The organism is Candidatus Baltobacteraceae bacterium (assembly GCA_036489885.1).
Classification (GTDB): Bacteria; Vulcanimicrobiota; Vulcanimicrobiia; order Vulcanimicrobiales; family Vulcanimicrobiaceae; genus JAFAMS01.
Genome location: DASXEW010000003.1, coordinates 112019 through 132520 on the forward strand (window position 1 = coordinate 112019; position 20502 = coordinate 132520).

A 20502-nucleotide genomic window follows, 5' to 3' on the forward strand; every position below is an offset into this window, starting at 1 on the left:
AAGGAAAGTCGGCTAGCACTACGTAGTGCTAGCCGCGAATGAAACTCGGCGCGGTCCTTGCCGTCGCGTTTTTCTGCATGCTGGTGGGATGCGGGCCGCCTTCAACCGTCACGCCTTCTCCCGCGAATACCGGGACGAGTCTCTACACCGTCACAATCGGAACCGACTCAAATCCAACCTCTGTTCTCCTCGGTGTAGGCAGTGGTGTGGGTGTGCAAGGCGACCTGCGATACGGAATGGCACACGCGCAGCCGAATACGGCGATTCAATTCGACGTGAAACGAATCGCCAGCAGCAATCCGGCCCTGTGTTTCAACAACGCCTGCACGATCACGCTGTCGGGTCCGCTTCCGATCATCGAGAACAACCTTTCAATCGACGGCGCATCATTCGGCCGAATCACGATTGACGGCGCTGGGAAATACCGCGCGTTCTTCGCCGACAGCGGCACCATTATCATCAAGAATTTGCAAATTCAAAACGTAACGGCAAAAGGCGGCGACGGCGGTTACCCGTGGGGAGGCGGAGGCGCCGGACTCGGCGCCGGCATCTTTATAAACCAAGCAACCGCCAGCGTCAGCATCAGCGACGATTTCTTCGTCAACTGTCAGGCCATCGGCGGAGCTGGAGCCGGCGGTGGCAATCCCGGCGAACCTTCGTTTGGCGGTGGCGGCGGCGGAGGCGGTCTCGGTGGCAGCGGCGGCGGCGGTCCACTTTCCGGCCCGAGTGACTTGGGCGGATCCGGAGGCGGCGGGCTGCTGCAGGCGGGCAACACTGCCACAACAAGCGGGGGCGCTTTTGGCGGGTCCGGCTACGGGCCCACCGCCGGAAGCGGCGGCACATCGACGAGCATTAATGGGGTGAATGGCGGCTTCGGCGGGGGTGGTGGCGGTGGTAGCGGCGGCGGCGTCAATTCTCCACCAATAGGAGCGGGCGGAGATGGTGGTTTCGGCGGTGGCGGCGGAGGGAGCGGCGCGCCCACAGTCGGTGTTTTGGAAAATTACGGAGGTGCCGGTGGGTTCGGAGCCGGCGGAGGCGGAGGCGCAGGCGGCGGAGCCGGCGGCCCAGGTGGTGGCGGCGGCTCAGGCGATACCGTAGGCGCAAACGGCGGTACGCTCGCGACGATCACCGGCGGGGCCGGAGTAAGTACGCATAGTGGAAGCGGCGCCGGCGGTGGAGCGGCAGCGGGTCCAGGAATCTTCGTGAACGCCGGAAGTCTCCAGACGACGAGCAGCGGCGCCTCTCAATGCTCGGCAACCGGGGGAACCATCGATTACTCCGGCCCCGCGACGCCCGGGGGTTCAGACTCGACGCCAGTCTTCAATTACGCCGGCACCGTAAACGGCTCTACGACAGCGGGCCCCGTCCCAGCCGCCTTGGGCACGTCGGCCCCGATGGCGCTCGTTCGGCGTTAAGCCGCGGGAGGAACCCCCGGCACCCCTACGAACGTTCGGGGGTTTTGCGGAGCCTGTTATCTCCGCGCGGAGTAAGGATTTGAATTCGAATCGTTTGATGGCGGCATCGTTGGCCGCCGCGTTTAGCTTGTCGCTGGCTGCGTGCAACAGCACGAATAGCGGTGGCGCGATCGTGACCGTCAACGGTCAGGCGATCAGCCACGGCACCTTCGACAACAAGCTGGAGGGAAGCCAAGCCGGAAAAGGCGTGCTCAACCAGTTGATTCAGAGCGATCTGATCGATCAGTATGCGACGGAGAACCACATCGATCCGACCTCCGGACAAATCGACGACGAGCTCAATAAGCTCAAGACGCGCTATCCCAACGGACAGTTCGACATGATCGTCAAGCAGCAGGGCATGACGAATGCCGACGTGCGCAACATCTTGCGCCAACAGCTCGTCCTGCAGCAAGCCGTTGCAAAACGCATTCCGCCGATCACGAACACACAAGTTGCGGCGTTCTTCAAGCAAAATCACGCAGCTCTCGACAAGCCCGAACAGGTCCGCGCGCGTCACATTCTCGTTCCGGATCTCAAGACCGCGCAGCTGGTCGAAGCCAAGTTGAAATCCGGCGGCGATTTCGCTGCGCTTGCCAAGCAATATTCGGCCGACCCCGCCAGCAAAGACAAAGGCGGCGAGCTAGGCTTCTTCGGACACGGACAAATGGTGCAGCCGTTCGATGCGGCCGCGTTTAGCTTACCGGTCGGGAAGATCAGCGAACCGGTGAAGAGTCCGTTCGGCTATCACATCATTCAAGTGGAAGAAAAGAAGCCGGCCGTCAAAGCGACCCTGGCGGGCAGCGATGCGCAGATTCGTACGACGATGATGCAGCAAGCCGAACAGCAACAGATTCAGCCGTTCTTGCAAGAGCTTCGTAGCAAAGCCACGATCACCGTGAGCGATCCGCGCTTCTCCGACCTTGCGAGCACGCCGCTTCCGCCTGCACCGAATACGGGCGCGCCGGCCCCCGCGTCGCCTGCAGTGTCTCCGGCCGCCACGAAGTAAACCGCGTCGCGCCGGTTGAACGAACCGGCGTGATCCGCATCGTTGGGCTCGGTCCGGGCGACCCGGATTTGCTCACGCTCGGAAGCCTTGAAGCGTTGCGCTCGATTGGGCGCGCAGCGACGGTTCTGGCGCCACCCGAGCTGGTGCTCTTCCTCGAGAACGAAGGCGTCGAGCTGCTTAAGCTGGTCGAACGCCCCGGACTGTTCATGCGCGGCAGCCGCGAAGAGATCGATGCGTTCGTGATACGCGTCGATCCGGGACGCGACACCGGGCTTGGCGTGCTCGGGAATCCGCTCTCGGATTTCGCCGGACTTCCCGTGCTCTTGCGCGCGCTCGAAGCGCGCGGCATCGCCGCCGAAATCGTTCCTGGCGTTCCGAAAGCGACGCTGTCCGCCGCGATTACGATGCCGCTCGTGCCGTTGCCGCCGGGCTCGGAGCATCATTCGTGGGAAGATCTGGTCGAGATCATGGCGCGCTTGCGGCGCTCGTGCCCGTGGGACCGCGAACAAACGCATCGCTCGCTCGTGCCGTATCTGATCGAAGAGACCTACGAAGTCGCCGAAGCAATCGAAGACGATCGCAACGATGCGCTGTGCGAAGAACTGGGCGACTTGCTTTTGCAAATCGTGTTCCACTCGCAAGTGGCGACCGAGCGCGGAAAGTTTTCGATCGCCGACGTGATCGACGCACTCTCCAATAAGATGGTGCGCCGGCATCCGCACGTTTTCGGCGATCAAGCCGTCTCGGGCGTCGCGGAAGTCTGGAAGAACTGGGAGCAAATCAAGGCCGCCGAAGGCGCCGCGCTCGGACGCAACAGCCGGCTCGACGGAATTCCGAAAGCACTTGGTGCATTGCAACGCGCACAGAAAATGCAAGAAAAAGCCTCCCGCGTCGGTTTCGACTGGCCGGACGCACGCGCGGTGACTCACAAGTTGAGCGAGGAAATTGCGGAGCTGGCCGAAGCGCAAGCCAGCGGCGACAAAGACCACATTCGCGAAGAGATCGGCGACATTCTCTTCACGCTCGTGAACGTTACGCGCCAGCTCGGCATCGACTCCGAAGGCGCGCTGCGCGAGGCCAACGAGAAATTCTACCGCCGCTTCGCGTTCATGGAGCAGCGCGCGTCCGCAGACGGCCGCAGTCTCGGCGATATGAGCATCGACGAACTCGAAGATCTATGGCAGCTCGCGAAAACAGCGGCGTAACGCTGCGCGTGCGCATGAGCGCGCACGATGCGCACTACGGGGGCAACCTCGTCGACGGCGCACGAATTCTTTCGCTGTTCGGTGACGTCGCAACGCAGCTGCTGATCGAGCACGACGGCGATGAAGGACTCTTCGCCGCCTACGAGAGCGTCGAGTTTCTCGCGCCGGTCTACGCCGGCGATTACATCGAAGCGTACGGCGAGATCACGAAGACCGGGAACACGTCGCGCACGATGAGCTTCGAGGCGCGCAAGATCATCGCTGCGCGTCCAGATCTTTCTCCCAGCGCCGCCGATGTCGTCGACGAACCCATCGTGGTCGTGCGGGCGCGCGGAACGTGCGTCGTTCCCAAGGCCAATCAGCGCAACGTTGCGCCTCGATAAATTTCTTAAAGTCGCGCGGCTCGCAAAACGCCGCACCGAGGCCAAAGAGGCGCTCGATGCCGGACGCATCTTCGATCGGCGCGGACGACCGCTCAAAGCGGGTTACGACGTCAAGGCCGGCGACGTGCTCGAAATTCACTACGCTCGCAAAATCCTCACCGTGCGCGTTGAGTCGGTTCCGTTGCGCGTGACGCCCGGCGTAAAGCCGGTCGAGCTGTACACGATTCTCGGCGAACGCAAAGACTCGGAACAGTGGCTCTAACCAATCGCGTTTCGTTTTCGGCGGACGTCAAGGACGCGCTGGCGCGCGACCTCCCCGCGAACGTAGCCGCGCGCGCGGCGCTGCGCGACGGTCTTGCACGGTACGGCGCACGCGAGGGCACCTTCCGCACGCAACGTCCGGCCGTTGCTCGTCTGGCGCGCGTGCTCTCCGGCGATTCCCCCTCGATTGCGAAACTCGCCGGTAAACGTCTCTATCGTACAGCGACATACGAACTTGCAATTCCGTTACCCGCATCGCGCATGCCCCGTTCGCAGCCCGAGCGCAGAATGGAGGCACGCGGTGCGTTTCTCGCATGCGGTTCGGTCGCAACACCGGCACACGGCTACCATCTGGAATTCGTCGTCGCAGGCGAGCATGATGCGACGCGCTTGACGTCGATTCTCACGCAGCTCGGCGTCCCTCCCAAACGCACGATTCGCAAGAGCCGCGCGCTGCTTTATTACAAGGATCTCGATGCGATCGTCGCCGTGCTCGGCCAAATCGGCGCGTATAGCGCCGTACTGCAGCTCGAAGACGTGCGCGCGATAAAAGAAACGAAGAATCGCATTCGGCGCTTGGTCAATACCGAAGCTGCGAACCTCGATCGCTCGACCAGCGCCTCCGCGACACAGCGCGAAGCGATCGCGCTCGTCGCCGATCGCTACGGACTGCGCAGGCTCACGCCGGCAATGCGCGAGATCGCGCAGTTGCGGATGCAGCACCCCGAAGAATCGCTCTCACAATTGGGCCGGCGTTGCCGCCCGGCGGTCCCCAAGGCAACCGTCAACGGCCGCCTCGCCGGCATCCTCCGCTTGGCGCGGCGTCTTCGCGAGGGCGGAGCAAGGGTATAGCGGAAGGCGAGCCCCGCACTATCTGACGAGGGAATTGAATGCGTATTGGGATCAACGGGTTCGGCCGGATCGGCCGTAATTTCACGAAGGCGCTTTTGGAACGGTATCCGCAGGTCGCGATCGCGGCCGTGAACGACCTGACCAGCGCCGCCGAACTCGCGCATCTCTTCAAGTACGACTCGAACTACGGCGTGTACGACGCCGCGGTCGGAGCCGAGGGCGATCAGCTCAAGGTCGGTTCGCAAAAAATCAAGGTCGTTGCCGAGCGCGATCCCGGCAAGATTCCGTGGAAAGATCTCGGCGTCGACGTCGTAATCGAATCGACCGGCTTGTTCACGAATGCCGAGAAAGCCGGCTTGCACATCAGCGGTGGCGGCGCAAAGAAAGTCATCATCTCGGCGCCTGCCAGCGGTGAAGATATCACGCTCGTCCTCGGCGTGAACGACGACAAGTACGATCCCGAGAAGCACAAGATCATCTCGAACGCGTCGTGCACGACGAATTGTCTGGCCACCGCCGTCAAGCCGATCGTCGACACGCTCGGCTGGCAACGCGGCTTCATGACGACGATCCACTCGTACACGAACGATCAGCACATCCTCGATGCGCCGCACAAAGATTGGCGCCGCGGGCGAAACGCCGCAACAAATATCGTTCCCACCTCGACCGGCGCCGCGAAAGCGCTGTACTTGACGATCCCCGAAGTCCAAGGAACGTTCGACGGCTTCGCGCTGCGCGTTCCGACGCCGACCGTTTCGATGATCTATCTCGTCGCGCAGACGAAAAAGCCGACGACGAAAGACGAGCTGAACGCACTGCTCAAACGAGCGACCGAAAGCGGCCGGCTGAGCGGCATCATGCAATACACCGACGAGCTGCTCGTCTCGAGCGACTTCAAGCGCTCGCAGTACAGCTCGATCATCGACTCCGGGTTGACGAACGCCAACGGCGATCTCATTCAGATCGGCGCGTGGTACGACAACGAATGGGGCTACTCGTGCCGTCTCGCCGACGTCGCTAACATGGTGCTCAGCAAGATGCCGGCAAAGGTCTGATCGACGTTTGCGGTTTCTGACCCTTAGCGACTTCGACTATCGCGGCCGCCGTGTGCTGGTGCGCGAGGACCTGAACGTCCCCATGAGCGATGGCAAGGTCGCAGACGACACTCGCTTAGTGGCCGCGCTTCCGACGCTGCGCAAGCTCCGTGAAGGGGGCGCGCGGACGATCATCTGTTCGCACCTGGGGCGGCCCGACGGCAAGCGCGATCCGAAATACTCGCTCGAGCCGGTCGGGAAGAGGCTCTCCGAGCTGCTCGAGGTTCCGATAACATTTGTGAACGATTGTATTGGGCCCGAAGCCAAAGCCGCGGCCGAGAAGCTGCGGGACGGCGAGTTCCTGCTGCTGGAAAACGTGCGCTTCCATCCTGAGGAAGAAAAAAACGATAAGCACTTCGCCGAGGAACTTGCCGGGCTCGCCGAGCGTTACGTCAACGACGCCTTCGGTACAGCACATCGCGCCCACGCCTCAACCGAAGGCGTCGCTCATTTTCTCCCTTGCGCGGCCGGTTTGCTGATGGAAGCCGAGCTTTCTGCGCTCTCGAAGCTGACCGAAGATCCGAAGAAGCCTTATGTCTGCGCGATCGGCGGCGCCAAAATTGCCGACAAGATCGGCGTCTTCACGAATCTGATCGGCAAAGTCAGCGGGTTCTGCGTCGGCGGCGGGATGGGCAACACGTTTCTCGCGGCATCGGGCGTTGACGTCGGCAAATCGCTGCGCGATCCCGATCTCGAGCCGGCTAAGAAAATTCTCACGCTGGCACGCGAACGCGGCGTCGAATTTCATTTGCCGACCGATGCGATCGTGGCGGAAAATCTCGACGAAGGCACGCCGTCCGCAGAAGTGTTGCTCCTCGAGCCGCTCGGAAACCGGATGATCCTCGATATCGGTCCGGCGACGTCAGGCGTCTATGCGAACGTGATTCGCCAAGCACTCACGGTCGTCTTCAACGGCCCAATGGGCGTGTACGAGAAGCCCGCGTATCAGCAAGGCACGCGCGTCATCGGCCAAGCTCTCGTCGAAGCGACGAAAGACGGGGCGACCACCGTCGTCGGCGGCGGCGATGCTGCCGCGGCCGCGCACATGCTCGAATTCGACAAAGGCGTTACGCACGTGAGCACCGGCGGGGGCGCGACGCTCGAATTTCTGGAAGGCAAAACATTGCCCGGAGTCGCCGCTCTCGAAGCATGCAGCGCCGCACGCTAATCGTCGGCAACTGGAAGATGCACAAGACGATCGCGCAAGCACGCGACCTCGTTCGTGCGTTGCTCGACGACACGTCGTGGCAACATCCGGACGTCGACGTCGCAATCGCGCCGCCATTCACGGCACTTGCCGCCGTCGCAGCCGAGCTTGCCGGCAGCGACCAACCGTTGCTTGGTGCGCAGACCATGCATTGGAGCGATCAAGGTGCCTACACCGGCGAGATTTCACCGGTGATGCTGCTCGAAGTCGGCTGCACGTACGTCATCCTCGGTCACTCCGAACAGCGCGCCAACTGCGGTGAGACCGACGCGACCGTCAATCTAAAAGTAAGGTCGGCGCTTGCACACGGCATCACGCCGATCGTCGCCGTGGGGGAGTCGCTCGAAGAACACGAAGCCGGACATGCGAAAAAACGCGTGACGCAGCAGATTCTCGGCGCCTTCGACGGCGTCGACGCCAACGGACGTAAACGCTGCGTCCTCGCCTACGAGCCGATCTGGGCGATCGGCAGCGGACTTTCCGAAGATCCGAGCGCGGCGAACGAGGTGATGGCCGAGATCCGCGCGATCGACGCAGCCTTCAACGGCGTTCCGATTCTGTATGGCGGGAGCATGAAGCCGAACAACGTCGCGAGCCTCGTCGCACAACCGAATATCGACGGCGGCCTCGTGGGCGGCGCGAGCCTCGATGCGCAAATCTTCACCGAGCTGATCCGTAACGCACGTCCGGCGGTGGCTGCGTGAGCGAAACGCGCCGGCCGCTCGTCCTTGCCGTACTCGATGGCTGGGGCGTGCGAACCGAGACACACGGTAACGCAATCGCCGCAGCGGAGCTACCGAATTGGCAGCGTTTCCTGGCGACGTATCCGCACACGCTGCTCGAAGCCAGCGGCGAAGACGTCGGACTCCCGCACGGCATCATGGGCAACAGCGAAGTCGGACACATCAACATCGGCAGCGGACGCGTCGTGCCGCAGGGCGTCGTCGTCATCGACAGCGCGATCGCCGAAGGCAGCTTTGCGAAGAATCCCGTGCTCCAGCAGGCGATCGCACACGTTCAAAAGACGAGCGGTACGCTGCATTTTCTCGGTTTGCTGAGCGACGGCTGCGTGCACAGCTCGATGTTGCACCTTGAAGCGCTGATCGATTCCGCCGCGAACGCAAAAGTGCCGTTCGAGATTCACGCGTTTCTGGACGGACGCGATACGCCGCCGCGCTCGGCGCTAAATTACATCGACCGCATCAGCAAGCGGCTGGAAGCCGTCGCGGCCCCGAACGCGATTGCAACCATCAGTGGGCGATTCTTCGCGATGGACCGTGACAAGCGCTGGGATCGCGTCGAGCGGGCGTACGATGCGCTGGCAAGCGGCAAGGCTGCGTTCAACGCGCCGACTGCGCGCGCAGCAATCGAAGCCGCGTACGCGCGAAACGAAAACGACGAATTCGTGCAGCCGACGCTGATCGGAGCCGTGCGTCCGATACGCGAAGGCGACTCGGCGATCTTCTTCAACTTCCGGCCGGACCGCGCGCGGGAGCTAACGCTGGCGTTCACGGATCATTCGTTCTCGCACTTCAATACGGTGAAATACGGCGACCTCGTCTTCGCTACGATGACGAGATATGAGGAGAACTTTCCGAACCCCGTGCTTTTCGGACCGCGCCCGCAGTCGCAGACGTTCGGCGAAGTCATCGCCGAAGCCGGTCTCCGTCAGCTGCGCCTGGCCGAAACCGAGAAGTACGCGCACGTCACGTATTTCTTCAACGGCGGCCGCGAAGACGTTTTCGAAAACGAAGACCGCATTCTGATTCCATCGAACCGCAAGGTGGCGACCTACGATCTCGCGCCCGAGATGATGGCCGCCGAAATCACGACGGCCGCGATCGAAGACCTCGATCATAAACATCACGACGTGATTGTGATGAACTACGCCAACGCCGACATGGTCGGTCACACGGGCGTGTGGGATGCGACGATCTCCGCCGTTGAGACGCTCGACGTCTCGCTCGGACGGCTCGAACAGCGCGTCCTTGCACGCGACGGCATTTTGGTCATCACGTCCGACCACGGGAACGCCGAAGAAAAGATCGACGCCGACGGAAATCCGCTCACGGCGCACACGACAAGCCCCGTGCCGCTCGTGATCATCTCGCAAACATCGGTCGGCACGCTCGCGAACGGCGGCAAGCTCGGCGACATCGCGCCGACGCTGCTTCCGCTGATGGGCTTGCGCGTACCGGGCGAGATGACCGGCAAAAACCTGCTGGCGTGAACGAGCTCGCAAAGCGCGCGGGCGGCGAAGTCGATCTCGCGATCGTTTTGGGAACCGGTTTGTCCGGACTCGTAGCGGAGCGAATTCACCACCCGAAAAAGATTCCGTACGCGGAGCTTGGACTGCCGCGCGCAACGCTGCTCGGACACGCGGGCGAAGCGATCGCCGGTGAGTGGCACAAACGCCGCGTCGTCGCTTTTTCCGGACGCTTTCATCTCTATCAAGGCTTTGACGCGCGACAAGTTACGGCGCAGGTCGATCTCGCGAGCGGCGCCGGTGCTAAGACGATCATCCTTACGAACGCATCCGGCGGTTTGAATTCGAACTTCAAGGCGACCGATCTCATGCTGATCACCGATCAGATCAATCTGACCGGAACGAGCCCGCTGATCGGTCCCGACGAGCCGAATCCGTTCATCGAAATGCTTGGCGCGTACGATTCCGAGCTGTGCGAGATTGCGCGGCGTCGCGCCGCTTCGCTGGGCATCAGCTTGCGCGAAGGCGTCTACGCCGGTCTCGTCGGGCCCGCATTCGAGACGCAGGCTGAAGCGCGGTGGCTGCGCTCGATCGCCGATGTGGTCGGCATGTCGACTGTGCTCGAAACGATTCGCGCGCGCTACTTGAAGATGCGCGTCCTCGGTTTCAGCGTCATCACCAACATGGTCGGCTTACCGACCTCTCATGAAGAAGTCATCGCTGCCGGCAACACGCGCGCTGCGGACCTCGCCCGCCTCCTCGACGCCATCGTCGAATCGCTGTAGTTGTAGCGCGAGCAGCGGGCGCGATCACCGGGCGCACGTGGGAGATCACCGGGCGCACGTGGCGCGATCACCGGGCGCACGTTCGATTTCCGCTGGCGACTGACTTCGCGCAAAGGGCCGCCTCACGCAAACATTGCGCGATTCGCTTCCCCTTTGTCATCCTGATAGCGCCCGCAGGGCGCGTAGTCGAAGGACCATTCCAGTAACGCGGGCAGCGAAACGATGCACCAGATCGAGCACGCGATCGTACCCCCAACCTTTAGAGGTCGTTTCGGCGCCGGCAGGATTACCTCGGTCCTTCGACTTCGCAACGCTGCGCGTTGCTACGCTCAGGATGACATATGGCGAGCGCTACGCTCAGGATGACACCAGGGGCGTGATCGTGCCCAGAGGCGGCCCTTTGCGCGAAATCAGTCGCCAGCGCAAATCGAACGTGCGCCCGGTAATCGCGCTACCTGTGCCCGGTAATCGCGCTACCTGTGCCCGATAATCGCGCTGGGTGCGCCCCGGTAATCGCGCTACGTGCGCCCGATAATCGCGCTGGGTGCGCCCGGTAATCGCGCTACGTGCGCCCGGTAATCGCGCTGGTTGCGCCCCGGTAATCGCGCTGGGTGCTCCCGGTCTGCAAGGCTCCGACTGCATTCGCGCGAACCGCGATGCACATGAGCCGTTTATCTCGTTCGCGTTTTCTTGGCACAGCAACCGCTGCGGCGATGACGCCGATGGTCGAGTGGATCAGGCCGGCAATGGCGGAGGCTGCGCCCTCGAAGCTGTCAGACATCGATCATCTGGTTTTCCTGATGCAAGAAAACCGGTCGTTCGATCACTACTTCGGGTCGCTTTCGGGCGTACGCGGTTTCGGCGATCCAAAAGCAATTGAGTTGCCGGAGGGGCGGCCGGTCTTTTATCAGCCCGATCAGCTGACCAAGGGCGGCTACATTCTTCCATTTCATCTCGATACGAAGACGACAAGCGCGCAACGCTTGCACGATCTCAGCCATGCATGGAAGATTCTGCACGAGAGTTGGAACGGCGGAAAATTCGACGGTTGGGTGAGCGCGCATCGCGAGAGCAACGGCGCGAGCGGTCCGTTGACGATGGGCTATTACACGCGCGGCGATTTGCCGTTCTATTACTCGCTGGCCGACGCATTTACGATTTGCGACGGATACCATTGCTCCGTGATGGGTCCAACCGATCCGAACCGTTACTTCTGGATGAGCGCGTCGATCGACGCCGACGGGAAGAACGGCGGCCCGGCCACCTACAACAACGAGCACAAGCGCTATACATGGCCGACCTACGCCGAGCAGTTGCAGAAAGCCGGCGTCTCGTGGCGAATTTATCGTCCGGAAAGCGATCGCGAATACCCGGTCGGCCTCGACGTCGTCATGAATTTCGCGCCGTTCCAAGACGCTGACAAGAGTTCGTCGTTCTACGACAACGGCGTGAAGCTGCGTTCCGTCGATACGATGCTGCAAGACATTCGCACCGGAAATCTGCCGTCGGTCACGTGGATCATTCCGCCGTATGCGCTCTGCGAGCATCCCGACATGCTGCCGGCAGCCGGCGAAGATTACGTGCGCCAGATTCTCGAAGCGTTTTGGTCGAATCCAAAGACCTGGTCGCGCACGGCCTTTATCATCGTCTACGACGAGAACGATGGGCTCTTCGATCACGTCGTGCCGCCGACGCCGCCGGCCGGTGCCGCAGGCGAATACGTCGGCGGCGCACCGGTCGGTCTCGGTTTCCGCGTGCCGTGCCTCGTTATCTCGCCGTTTTCGCGCGGCGGATACGTGTGCGGCGACACCTTCGACCACACGTCGTGTCTGCGTTTGATCGAGAAACGCTTCGGCGTAGAGGTTCCGAATCTCACGGCTTGGCGGCGACAAACCTGCGGCGATCTGACGAGCGCATTCGGCTTCGGGGAAGCTCCCAACACAAGCGTTCCATCGCTGCCGCAAACGGCTGATGCACTCCGCGCCGTCCAAGCCGCGCTCAGCAGACTCAACCCGCCGGCGGTCCCCTTTCACCAGGCGATGCCGAAGCCCGAACCCGGAACGATCGTCCGGAAGCGCCGAGGCACCATCGCGTAGAAGTTAGGCCCTATGCGGCTTCGTACGCTGGCTTGGGCCTTTGCCCTAGTCATTGTTTTCATTTTTCCGATGGCCGTCCGCTGGAGGCTAGAGCCTTCCGCGTCTATTCCTATCTTGACGAAATCAGACGCGTTGTACGATGCGTCGGGCGCCCTGCGCATCCAGGATGTCACCGGCGACGCTCGTACCGCATTTACGAGTGCGGCAGCGTTGCAGACGTTCCCTGAGGGCTACGTTCCTCGCGTCTACTGGTTTCGCGTAACGTTTCCGCGCGATGCGTCGATTTCATCGCCGGTACTCTCCTACAGCTACAAGGTCACGCAGATCGACGTCTATCGCGCCACCGGCAACAGCTTCGAACACGCAGGCGCCGGATACGACCTCGCGGATCGCGATACGGCACTTGTTCCCGGAATATTACAGGTACCCGAATGGGCGCTCGACGGCGCGCCCATCTACATGCGCATCGCGACGGTCATAGACCCGCGCTCGGTGACGTTCCGGCCGCTCGCGCCGGTGTTGACGGCTTCGCTTCAGCGGCGTATCGCATTTGGATTTTTCGTAGGCTTCTTCGTTGCAATCGGCGCCTTCAATCTGTGGACATTCTTTGCGCTGCGCGATCGACCGCTGCTCGATTACGCGACCGTCATGTTTCTCGAAGCTGCCGCAACGGTCATCGGCTACGGCGCACTGTGGCAAGTACTTCCGCCGCTCACGTTCTTGGCCCGCGAGCTGATCTACGACTGCGCATCGCTCGGTGCCGCCGTCGCGCTAACCGTGTTCACCATCGGCTTTCTCCACCTGAGCGTACGCGACCGTCACGCGTTTTCCGTCGTCTTGTTCGGGACGGCGTGCGTGCTGACGGTCTACCTCACCGACTTCTTTCCGAACGCCACGCTCGCGTGGACGTGGACGCTCGTGGCAAGTCTGTTGTTCTACGCGACGTTGTTCTACGCCGGCGTGCGCGCGGCACGCTCGGGAATGCGCATCGGAACGATCTATGCGATCGGCATCGCGTGCACGATGCTCGGATACGCCATCAATATGAGCTCCTATGCGCTTCCGCGACAAGACCTCTTTGTCTACGCCTGGCAGGTCGGCGACGCGCTGCAGGCGCTGATCTTGGCGATCGCCGTTGCTTCGAGCGTGCAAGAGACGCGTGCGGAGAACTTGCGACTCGTTTCGGAATCACGCGAACTCACGCAGCTTGCGGCGCTCGACGGACTCACCGGTGTCCTCAATCGCCGCTCGTTCGATCAAGCCTTGGACGATGCGGCGACGCGTTCCATTGCAACGAAGAAGCCGCTGGGCGTGCTGATCCTAGATATCGACCACTTCAAGGACTACAATGACGGACTTGGGCATCAGGCCGGCGACGAAGCCTTGCGCGCGGTCGCGCAAGCTTGCGGTTCTTGCGTACGAACGGGAGACGTCTTTGCGCGCTACGGCGGTGAAGAATTCGCCGCGATCGTTGTCGACTCGACGCTTGAAGATCTCCAACGTATCGCAGACCGTATGTTCATCGCCCTATCAGCGCTATCGATTCCGCGCGGCGACGGGAACCCTCTGACGATCAGCATCGGCGGCGCGAACGGTACGCCGTTATCGCCACGCGACGCGACCGAGATCTTGCACGCTGCCGACGCCGAACTCTACGCAGCCAAACGCAGTGGCCGCAATCGCGCCAACTTGAGTCTCTACGAAGTTCTCGTGTAGCGCGAGCGGTTTATTCACCTTGCTCGATCGGCGACTCGATCGCGTGAATGATATTGTTTGCGACGTAAAAGCTGGTCCCGCTCACGACGATCGTCTCCGCATCGAGAATGCCGGCTTCGACCAATCGATCGATTAGGGCTTTGGCGCTCGGATACTTTACCCCAAGTAAATCGCGCGCAATCGGCACCGAAATCGCCGGAATCTGAAAAAGTGCATCGATCAGTCGATGAACGTTTTGCGTCGTACGAGGTCCCGTTAACCTCTCATGGTACCGCTTGCGCAGATCCGAGAGTCGCGACGTTCTCGCGGTCGCATCGACCGCTTGGGTGCGCACGCCGCGAAGAAAGAACTCAATCCACTCTTCCCAATGTCCCTGGGTGCTCACATCTAAGAGCAAATCGTAGTATTCGTCGCGATGGCTCTCAAGATAGACGCTTAGGTACAGGAGTGGCCCTGTTAAGACGCCGGCGCGTTCCAGTGCAAGGGCGATCAGCAGTCGCCCAAGGCGGCCGTTCCCGTCTCGGAACGGGTGAATCGTTTCAAATTGGTAGTGGGCGACGGCCAGCTTTAGTAACAGTGGTTCTTTGTAATCCTGTAAGTACACATCGAGATTTTCGAGGAGCTCCGGCACGAAAAGCTCCGGCGGCGGCACGAACCGAGCGTTTTGAAGCGGCGGTTTTCCAATTACTACAAGACAATCTCGAATGACACCGGGGGTCTTTTCTCGCGCGTCGGCCCCGCGCATGAGGATCTCGTGCATTTCAGAAAGGAGACGCCGTCCGATCGGTAGATCGCCACACCGGTCGCGGCCGTAGTCAAAAGCAGCGAGGTAGTTGGCAACGATCTCATCGTCCTTTCGTTTTTCCGGCTCCGCGCTATTTGCGGCTTCAAAGATGATGAGATCTGCGAGCGTCGTGTGCGTGCCCTCAATCTTGCTCGAAAGCACAGCCTCGCGCCGTAGGAAATTACGAAATAGCAAATCGGGGCGTTCAATTTCGCGCGCCATCCCTCCGAGACGGGCCAGAGCCTGGTCAGCCTCGGAAAGTGCTAGCCGCAATTGCCTGGCACCAAAATCGCGCGCCGGCGGGAGTGAAGCGGGGACAAAGGCGTGGCCCTGATTGCCTAAGGCATCGGTTGCCTCGACGAGCCGGCCCGGTGCGGCCTCCGTAAATTGCTCAGGAGTCATGAATGCTGAACTTACAGCGTTCGCGACCATTAAGTTTTCGACCCTCTTAACCTTACAGTAGAGGGGTTTCTTTCAGTTTAAACTGCCTGCCAGGGCTAGGTCTTAGACCAAGCGCCTCCGCTACTTAGCCGATCCGCTGTCGAGGTTCATCAGGCCGCTCCCACCGCCGAGCATTTGAGGAACGCGCCCGTCCCAACCGTTGTCCTTGGTCATATGCTCGATGAACGTGAGCGAAACGAGGTCGGCAGCAATTCGCGGATCCGTGCCGAGTCCTTCACGCCGGAGCTGCTCGGCTTTGCGATCGCCGTCGGCGGTTGTGACCTCTTGTTGCGCGAGCACACGCTTCGTGTTCAGAACCGTTAGCTCGCGCTGATACTCTTGCTCGGCGGTGGCGCGCGCTTCTGATGCTTCCTGATATTTCGGTCCAAACGAGATATTGGTGAGCGAAACGAAGGCCATGCGAACGCCGTACGGCTTGAGATCGCGATCTAAATCAGCCTGCAGGTCGTTCGCGACGCGCGCGCGATTCGCAAGTAAAACCGCCGCATTATAGTTGGGCTCGATTTGCTTGAGCCAATAGGACGCGCGCGGTTCGATGAGCCGCTCGGAAATGCTCGTGTCGCGTCCGTCGTTGCCCTTGAATTGCGCGACGATATTCCGCAGCTTGCTGTCGTCGAGCGAGAAGTTGATGACGTAGTCGTTGTCGGCGTTCTGGAGATCTTTGGTGAAGACTTGATCGCCGGTAATTTTCAACGCGCGCATTTGCGTATTGATGGGATAGACCCCGTTGATCAAGGGCCATTTGAAGTTTAGACCCGGTTCCAAAACGCGATCCGTCAGCGCACCGTTGAACGTTACGATATCGATCTGACCGAACGGAACGATCACCATGCCGGAATCGACGACGACTGCAGCAGCCATCACGGCAAGCGCGCCGGCCGCCGGCAGCGGCGATGTCCTTACGCCCATGGTCTTCGTCCACAACCAGAGCATGTAGTACACGCCTGCCGCGATCAATCCGAAAACAACGAGCACGATAAGCTGCATAATCTACCGCCTTCCTGATCCCCTGAAATTTACTATTCGCCGGGCGGTCCGAAGTTTCTCGCCGTCTAGGGTTTTCGGGCGATGAAGGCGATGGTCGTGAACGTCATCACCTCCTGATCTTTCTGATTGTAGACCTGGAAGCCGAGACGCATGATGCCGCGATCCTCCCGCGAGCGTGATTCGCGTTTCTCGAGGATCGTAATTTTGGTACGAATCGTATCGCCGGGACGAACCGGTTCCGTCCAGCGCAGCTCATCGATGCCGGGCGAACCATATCCCGTCTCGTTGATCAAACCCATGTGGAAAAACATCCGAAACGCAAACGTGAGCGTCTGAAATCCGCTTGCGATCAAGCCACCGTACGGCGATTTCTCGGCCGCTTCCGTGTTGATGTGAAACCGCTGCGGATCGTACTTGAAGGCAAAGTCGATGATGCTCGCTTCCGTCATCGTTACGCCGGGCGACATCATTGATTCGCCGATCGTGAAATCCTCGAAGTAACGGCTGCCGATCATACCGGAACCTCAACGCCTATCTTGACGACGCGATCGGGCGGGATATCAAGAACGGATTCAATCGGAAGTGCGTTCGTCACCATCCATGCAAACAAGGTGCGTTGCCAGCTCATCAATCGGTGTCCGTCTCCTCCAGGTATAAGTGTTGATTCTGCGAGATAGAATACAGTATCGTCGAAGACATTATCTTTTGCCTTTTCGCGACATAAGACAAGTATCTCGCCGGTTTTGGGCGTCTCCATAAAGCCGTAGTGTGCTGTGACGCGATAGAACGTCTTCTCACGTAACTCTTCGAGCTGTATTCGATCCTTCGCCGGTACCCATGGCCGCCGCTCGTAGATGATGGTCAGCAGTACGACCGTCTCGAACGTGACGTGCGTGCGTAACCACTGATGCGTCAGCGCATACGGAACGCCGGATGGATGCGCGGTAAGAAACACCGCTGTCCCGACCAACTTTGTGGGAGGCCGCGCATCGAGGTCTTTCATGAACTCGTCGACCGGAACGCCCATTTTTTCGAAGGCTCGCGCTTGACGTCTGCGACCGGTGTTCCATGTGACGAGGATGTTGAAGACGACGATCGCGATCAACAACGGAATCCATCCGCCCGTCGGAATCTTCGCGATATTGCCGATCAGGAACGAGCCGTCGAAGCTCAAAAAAAGGAGCGTCACGATGGCAGTCTGCCACCATCGCCAATGCCACGAGCGCTGCGTCAACGCCGCGAACGCGATCGTCGTGGTGATCATCGTCAGCGTTACGGCTAGTCCATATGCGTCGCCTAAATTGGCCGAGTGTTTGAACGTTATCACGAGCACGATGCACAAAACTCCCAGGACGACGTTCACGAACGGGATATAAATCTGCCCGGCTTGCTCGCGCGACGTGTGGACGACTGCAATGCGCGGTATGTACCCGAGCTGCACTGCTTGTTGCGTTAGGGAAAATGCGCCGGAGATCAAGGCCTGCGAGGCGATGATCGTGGCGGCCGTTGCCAGCAGCACCATCGGCATCAGACCCCACGACGGTACGAGCGCATAAAACCCGAACGACTTCGGAGACGAGAGCGCAAACGCGCCCTGTCCCAAATACGCAAGCGTCAGCGCCGGAAAGACCGCCGCGTACCAGGCAAGACGGATCGGTCCGATACCAAAGTGTCCGAGGTCGGCGTATAACGCCTCCACACCTGAAACACAAAGCACCGTGGCGCCGAGAACAACGATTACCATGATGTTGGCGTGGAAAACGAAGCGCAACGCATGCAACGGGTTAAGCGCCGCGAGAATCTCCGGATTGTGCACGATCGAATTCGCACCCAAAACCATGAGCGCCGCACACCACAGTAACATCACCGGCCCGAAGAATGCCCCGATCTTTCCGGTGCCACGCGACTGAACTGCAAAAAGCGCGATGAGAATGAGAACCGTGATCGGCACGGCCATATGCAGGGCGCCGGGCGTGGCAACATCGAGGCCTTCGACCGCGCTCAGAACCGAAATTGCCGGCGTGATGATACCGTCGCCGTATAGCGCCGCCGTACCAAAGAGAATGATGAGCGCGATGATCGGCAGCGTCTTCTGCTTGGCAGCTTTAAGCGGGTCGGTCGGATAGATCAAACCCAAAAGGGCGAGCGTCCCGCCCTCACCGTCATGATTCGCACGCATGATAAACGTCGTGTATTTGATGCACACGACGCCGACGAGCGTCCAAAAAAAGAGCGACGAAATCGCGAGCACGTTTTCGTGCGTCGGGGCGGGTGCATTCGGACCGAGGAAGCACTGCTGGAACGCGTAGAGCGGGCTGGTTGCAATGTCTCCAAAGACGACGCCAAGGGCTCCGAGAGCGAGAAACGAGCCTGCTCTCGAGCGTCCTTGCGATCCCATCGCGGCCTATTTCGCTAGAAGAAAGGGAAACCCCAGATGGTCGCAACGGAGCCGGCTTGCGAGCCGACGGGTGTCTGCGTGGAGGTTGATGCGAACGAGAACGTCGACGACTGGAGCACGCCGGCCCACGTGCCGTCAGGCGAAGTAACGACGCGAGTCGCAACCGGCGAGAACGTGGTGCCGAACGAGAACGCGCTTCCCGTGTTCTCTTCGTACAAGCCGACAATGGTGTTGCCGCTGCTAAAGAGCAAGCCGGGTACGCTCGATATCGTTGCCAGGGATCCGACGCTGCCGGAGTTGCTGCCGTACGCGTTCGCTTGTATATTCGCCAAGCACGGTGAGCTGTCGTAGAACGAACACGTTACGATCGCGTTATGGGGGGTTAGGTTTACGTCGAAAGCGCGGAACGACGCGTACAAATTCGCGTCGTCAAACGACGCGGCCGTCGTCACGACGGACGACGAAAACGAATAAATAGTGTTGCTGACGGAGACGCCATTGAGGCTGAACGGACCTCCCACGGGCGATCCGGTGTTGGCTCCGTCGACCTCATATAAATTCACCGTGTTAGCCGACGTCGCGAAAACGTAATCATCAACACCACTTGTGAGCGACGTAATCGAGCTGCCGGCCGCCGCAACGAGGCCGCCGGCGATTGCGCCGTCGTTCGTGGCTCCGTCCACGAACGGATTATCGACGGCATTCGTATAGTCGACTCGTTGAATCGTGCCGTCTTCGTTCAGGATGTACGCTTGCAGATTAGGTGTCGCGGTAATGTCGAGACCGGTCGTGCTCCCAAGCGTCGTCTGCACGACCGGAACGTAAATCGCGGGGGCAATAAACAGATCGTTTGCGAGGATAATGTCGACGGTCGGATTCGAACCCGCAGCGTCGAGCACGACGATCGCACTGTTGCCGTCTTGCGACATCGACACCGGATTGGTAAACGTCACCACGCCGCCCGTGTTGTACGACGTCAGCGGAACCTGACCGCACGCGTACGAGGTCGGGCTGCCGCCGACGAGACCAACCGCGTAGAGACCACCGGAAGACGCAACGAGAGCTGTCTCATTGACCGAATAGAGCGCGGAGAAGTTCACCGGGAAAGTGCCGCTCGAGGTGCTTGCTGTGAGCGCGCCAGTCTCTCCGCTGAGATTACTCGGCGAGGCCAAAAACCAGTAGTCAGGATCCGGCGCGCTATAAAACGTGTAGGACGAACCGACGCTGTTTCCCGCGTACATTATCGAAAACGTGCCGGCATTGAACGTTACGGGATTTGCAAGCGGGCCGGTGACGATCGAGCCGTCGATGTCCTGGAAGAGGAAGTTGGTGCCGAATCCGTTGACGCACGGTGTCGGGCTCAAGGCCGTTACCGAGTTCGCGATGCCATACGTTTGAATGAAGACCGCCCCGGAGTAGGGGATGCTGATCGGCGCCGGTGCCGTTCCATAGCTCGAGATCCCGGGAAGGCCGGGAGTCACCGAAAGCGTGCGGTGCTGTGAGTCGTACGTGGCAGCGTAAAACGTATCGCTGCCGCTCGGTACGTAAATATCACCGGCGGTCGTAAGGCCGGCCGCCGTTTTTTTCGCGCCCATCGCGCTGG

The 20502-nt window shown here is 60.7% G+C and carries 18 protein-coding genes; 13 read left to right on the forward strand and 5 right to left on the reverse strand.

Features of this window, described 5'->3' with window-relative positions:
* Window positions 1-38: 38 nt before the first annotated feature.
* The 13 genes from VGG22_06470 (at window position 39) to VGG22_06530 (ending at window position 14268) form a co-directional block, all read left to right on the forward strand.
* Window positions 39-1415: a hypothetical protein gene (locus VGG22_06470; protein ID HEY1727996.1), complete on the forward strand. Its 1377-nt coding sequence runs from the start codon at window positions 39-41 to the stop codon at window positions 1413-1415.
* Between the two features lie 79 nt (window positions 1416-1494).
* Window positions 1495-2463 carry a peptidylprolyl isomerase gene (locus VGG22_06475; GenBank protein ID HEY1727997.1) on the forward strand — a complete coding sequence of 323 codons (969 nt, stop codon included), beginning with the start codon at window positions 1495-1497 and terminating at the stop codon, window positions 2461-2463.
* 29 nt (window positions 2464-2492) lie between these two features.
* Entirely contained in the window at window positions 2493-3668 is a 1176-nt protein-coding gene (gene mazG / locus VGG22_06480) for a nucleoside triphosphate pyrophosphohydrolase (GenBank protein HEY1727998.1), read from the forward strand.
* Window positions 3641-4051: a hotdog domain-containing protein gene (locus tag VGG22_06485; protein HEY1727999.1), complete on the forward strand. Its 411-nt coding sequence runs from the start codon at window positions 3641-3643 to the stop codon at window positions 4049-4051. Before mazG ends, VGG22_06485 begins: the two co-directional genes overlap by 28 nt.
* Complete coding sequence (locus VGG22_06490; GenBank protein ID HEY1728000.1) at window positions 4038-4313, forward strand: S4 domain-containing protein; 276 nt, start codon at window positions 4038-4040, stop codon at window positions 4311-4313. The genes VGG22_06485 and VGG22_06490 overlap by 14 nt, the downstream gene beginning before the upstream one ends.
* Complete coding sequence (gene whiA, locus VGG22_06495; protein HEY1728001.1) at window positions 4304-5164, forward strand: DNA-binding protein WhiA; 861 nt, start codon at window positions 4304-4306, stop codon at window positions 5162-5164. Before VGG22_06490 ends, whiA begins: the two co-directional genes overlap by 10 nt.
* Before the next feature lie 38 nt (window positions 5165-5202).
* Window positions 5203-6219 carry a type I glyceraldehyde-3-phosphate dehydrogenase gene (gene gap / locus VGG22_06500; protein ID HEY1728002.1) on the forward strand — a complete coding sequence of 339 codons (1017 nt, stop codon included), beginning with the start codon at window positions 5203-5205 and terminating at the stop codon, window positions 6217-6219.
* Window positions 6220-6226: 7 nt separating this feature from the next.
* Window positions 6227-7426: a phosphoglycerate kinase gene (locus VGG22_06505; protein ID HEY1728003.1), complete on the forward strand. Its 1200-nt coding sequence runs from the start codon at window positions 6227-6229 to the stop codon at window positions 7424-7426.
* Window positions 7408-8169 carry a triose-phosphate isomerase gene (gene tpiA, locus VGG22_06510; protein HEY1728004.1) on the forward strand — a complete coding sequence of 254 codons (762 nt, stop codon included), beginning with the start codon at window positions 7408-7410 and terminating at the stop codon, window positions 8167-8169. Before VGG22_06505 ends, tpiA begins: the two co-directional genes overlap by 19 nt.
* Window positions 8166-9695 carry a 2,3-bisphosphoglycerate-independent phosphoglycerate mutase gene (gene gpmI / locus VGG22_06515; GenBank protein HEY1728005.1) on the forward strand — a complete coding sequence of 510 codons (1530 nt, stop codon included), beginning with the start codon at window positions 8166-8168 and terminating at the stop codon, window positions 9693-9695. The genes tpiA and gpmI overlap by 4 nt, the downstream gene beginning before the upstream one ends.
* Complete coding sequence (locus VGG22_06520) at window positions 9692-10456, forward strand: purine-nucleoside phosphorylase (protein HEY1728006.1); 765 nt, start codon at window positions 9692-9694, stop codon at window positions 10454-10456. The genes gpmI and VGG22_06520 overlap by 4 nt, the downstream gene beginning before the upstream one ends.
* A gap of 662 nt (window positions 10457-11118) precedes the next feature.
* A complete protein-coding gene (locus VGG22_06525; protein HEY1728007.1) occupies window positions 11119-12552 on the forward strand; it encodes an alkaline phosphatase family protein in 1434 nt (477 codons plus the stop codon).
* Between the two features lie 114 nt (window positions 12553-12666).
* Complete coding sequence (locus VGG22_06530; protein ID HEY1728008.1) at window positions 12667-14268, forward strand: diguanylate cyclase; 1602 nt, start codon at window positions 12667-12669, stop codon at window positions 14266-14268.
* Window positions 14269-14278: 10 nt separating this feature from the next.
* Here the strand turns inward: VGG22_06530 and VGG22_06535 are convergent, their stop codons facing one another.
* The 5 genes from VGG22_06535 to VGG22_06555 all read right to left on the reverse strand — a co-directional run bounded on the left by VGG22_06535 (window position 14279) and on the right by VGG22_06555 (window position 20494).
* Window positions 14279-15454 carry a Fic family protein gene (locus VGG22_06535; protein ID HEY1728009.1) on the reverse strand — a complete coding sequence of 392 codons (1176 nt, stop codon included), beginning with the start codon at window positions 15452-15454 and terminating at the stop codon, window positions 14279-14281.
* A gap of 120 nt (window positions 15455-15574) precedes the next feature.
* Window positions 15575-16501 carry a prohibitin family protein gene (locus VGG22_06540; GenBank protein HEY1728010.1) on the reverse strand — a complete coding sequence of 309 codons (927 nt, stop codon included), beginning with the start codon at window positions 16499-16501 and terminating at the stop codon, window positions 15575-15577.
* Between the two features lie 65 nt (window positions 16502-16566).
* The gene (locus tag VGG22_06545; protein HEY1728011.1) at window positions 16567-17016 is read right to left on the reverse strand and encodes a MaoC family dehydratase; all 450 of its coding nucleotides are present in this window, start codon (window positions 17014-17016) and stop codon (window positions 16567-16569) included.
* Window positions 17013-18899 carry a KUP/HAK/KT family potassium transporter gene (locus tag VGG22_06550; protein ID HEY1728012.1) on the reverse strand — a complete coding sequence of 629 codons (1887 nt, stop codon included), beginning with the start codon at window positions 18897-18899 and terminating at the stop codon, window positions 17013-17015. The genes VGG22_06545 and VGG22_06550 overlap by 4 nt, the downstream gene beginning before the upstream one ends.
* Window positions 18900-18913: 14 nt before the next feature.
* The gene (locus tag VGG22_06555; GenBank protein ID HEY1728013.1) at window positions 18914-20494 is read right to left on the reverse strand and encodes a hypothetical protein; all 1581 of its coding nucleotides are present in this window, start codon (window positions 20492-20494) and stop codon (window positions 18914-18916) included.
* Between the last annotated feature and the right edge of the window lie 8 nt (window positions 20495-20502).

Excerpts from the sequence above, each read along its gene's own strand:
- VGG22_06470 (HEY1727996.1), top strand. The coding sequence starts at position 39 with ATGAAACTCGGCGCGGTCCTTGCCGTCGCGTTTTTCTGCATGCTGGTG.
- VGG22_06485 (HEY1727999.1), top strand. The coding sequence starts at position 3,641 with ATGGCAGCTCGCGAAAACAGCGGCGTAACGCTGCGCGTGCGCATGAGC.
- gap (HEY1728002.1), top strand. The coding sequence starts at position 5,203 with ATGCGTATTGGGATCAACGGGTTCGGCCGGATCGGCCGTAATTTCACG.
- tpiA (HEY1728004.1), top strand. The coding sequence starts at position 7,408 with ATGCAGCGCCGCACGCTAATCGTCGGCAACTGGAAGATGCACAAGACG.
- VGG22_06525 (HEY1728007.1), top strand. The coding sequence starts at position 11,119 with ATGAGCCGTTTATCTCGTTCGCGTTTTCTTGGCACAGCAACCGCTGCG.
- VGG22_06535 (HEY1728009.1), bottom strand. The coding sequence starts at position 15,454 with ATGACTCCTGAGCAATTTACGGAGGCCGCACCGGGCCGGCTCGTCGAG.
- VGG22_06540 (HEY1728010.1), bottom strand. The coding sequence starts at position 16,501 with ATGCAGCTTATCGTGCTCGTTGTTTTCGGATTGATCGCGGCAGGCGTG.
- VGG22_06545 (HEY1728011.1), bottom strand. The coding sequence starts at position 17,016 with ATGATCGGCAGCCGTTACTTCGAGGATTTCACGATCGGCGAATCAATG.
- VGG22_06550 (HEY1728012.1), bottom strand. The coding sequence starts at position 18,899 with ATGGGATCGCAAGGACGCTCGAGAGCAGGCTCGTTTCTCGCTCTCGGA.
- VGG22_06555 (HEY1728013.1), bottom strand. The coding sequence starts at position 20,494 with ATGGGCGCGAAAAAAACGGCGGCCGGCCTTACGACCGCCGGTGATATT.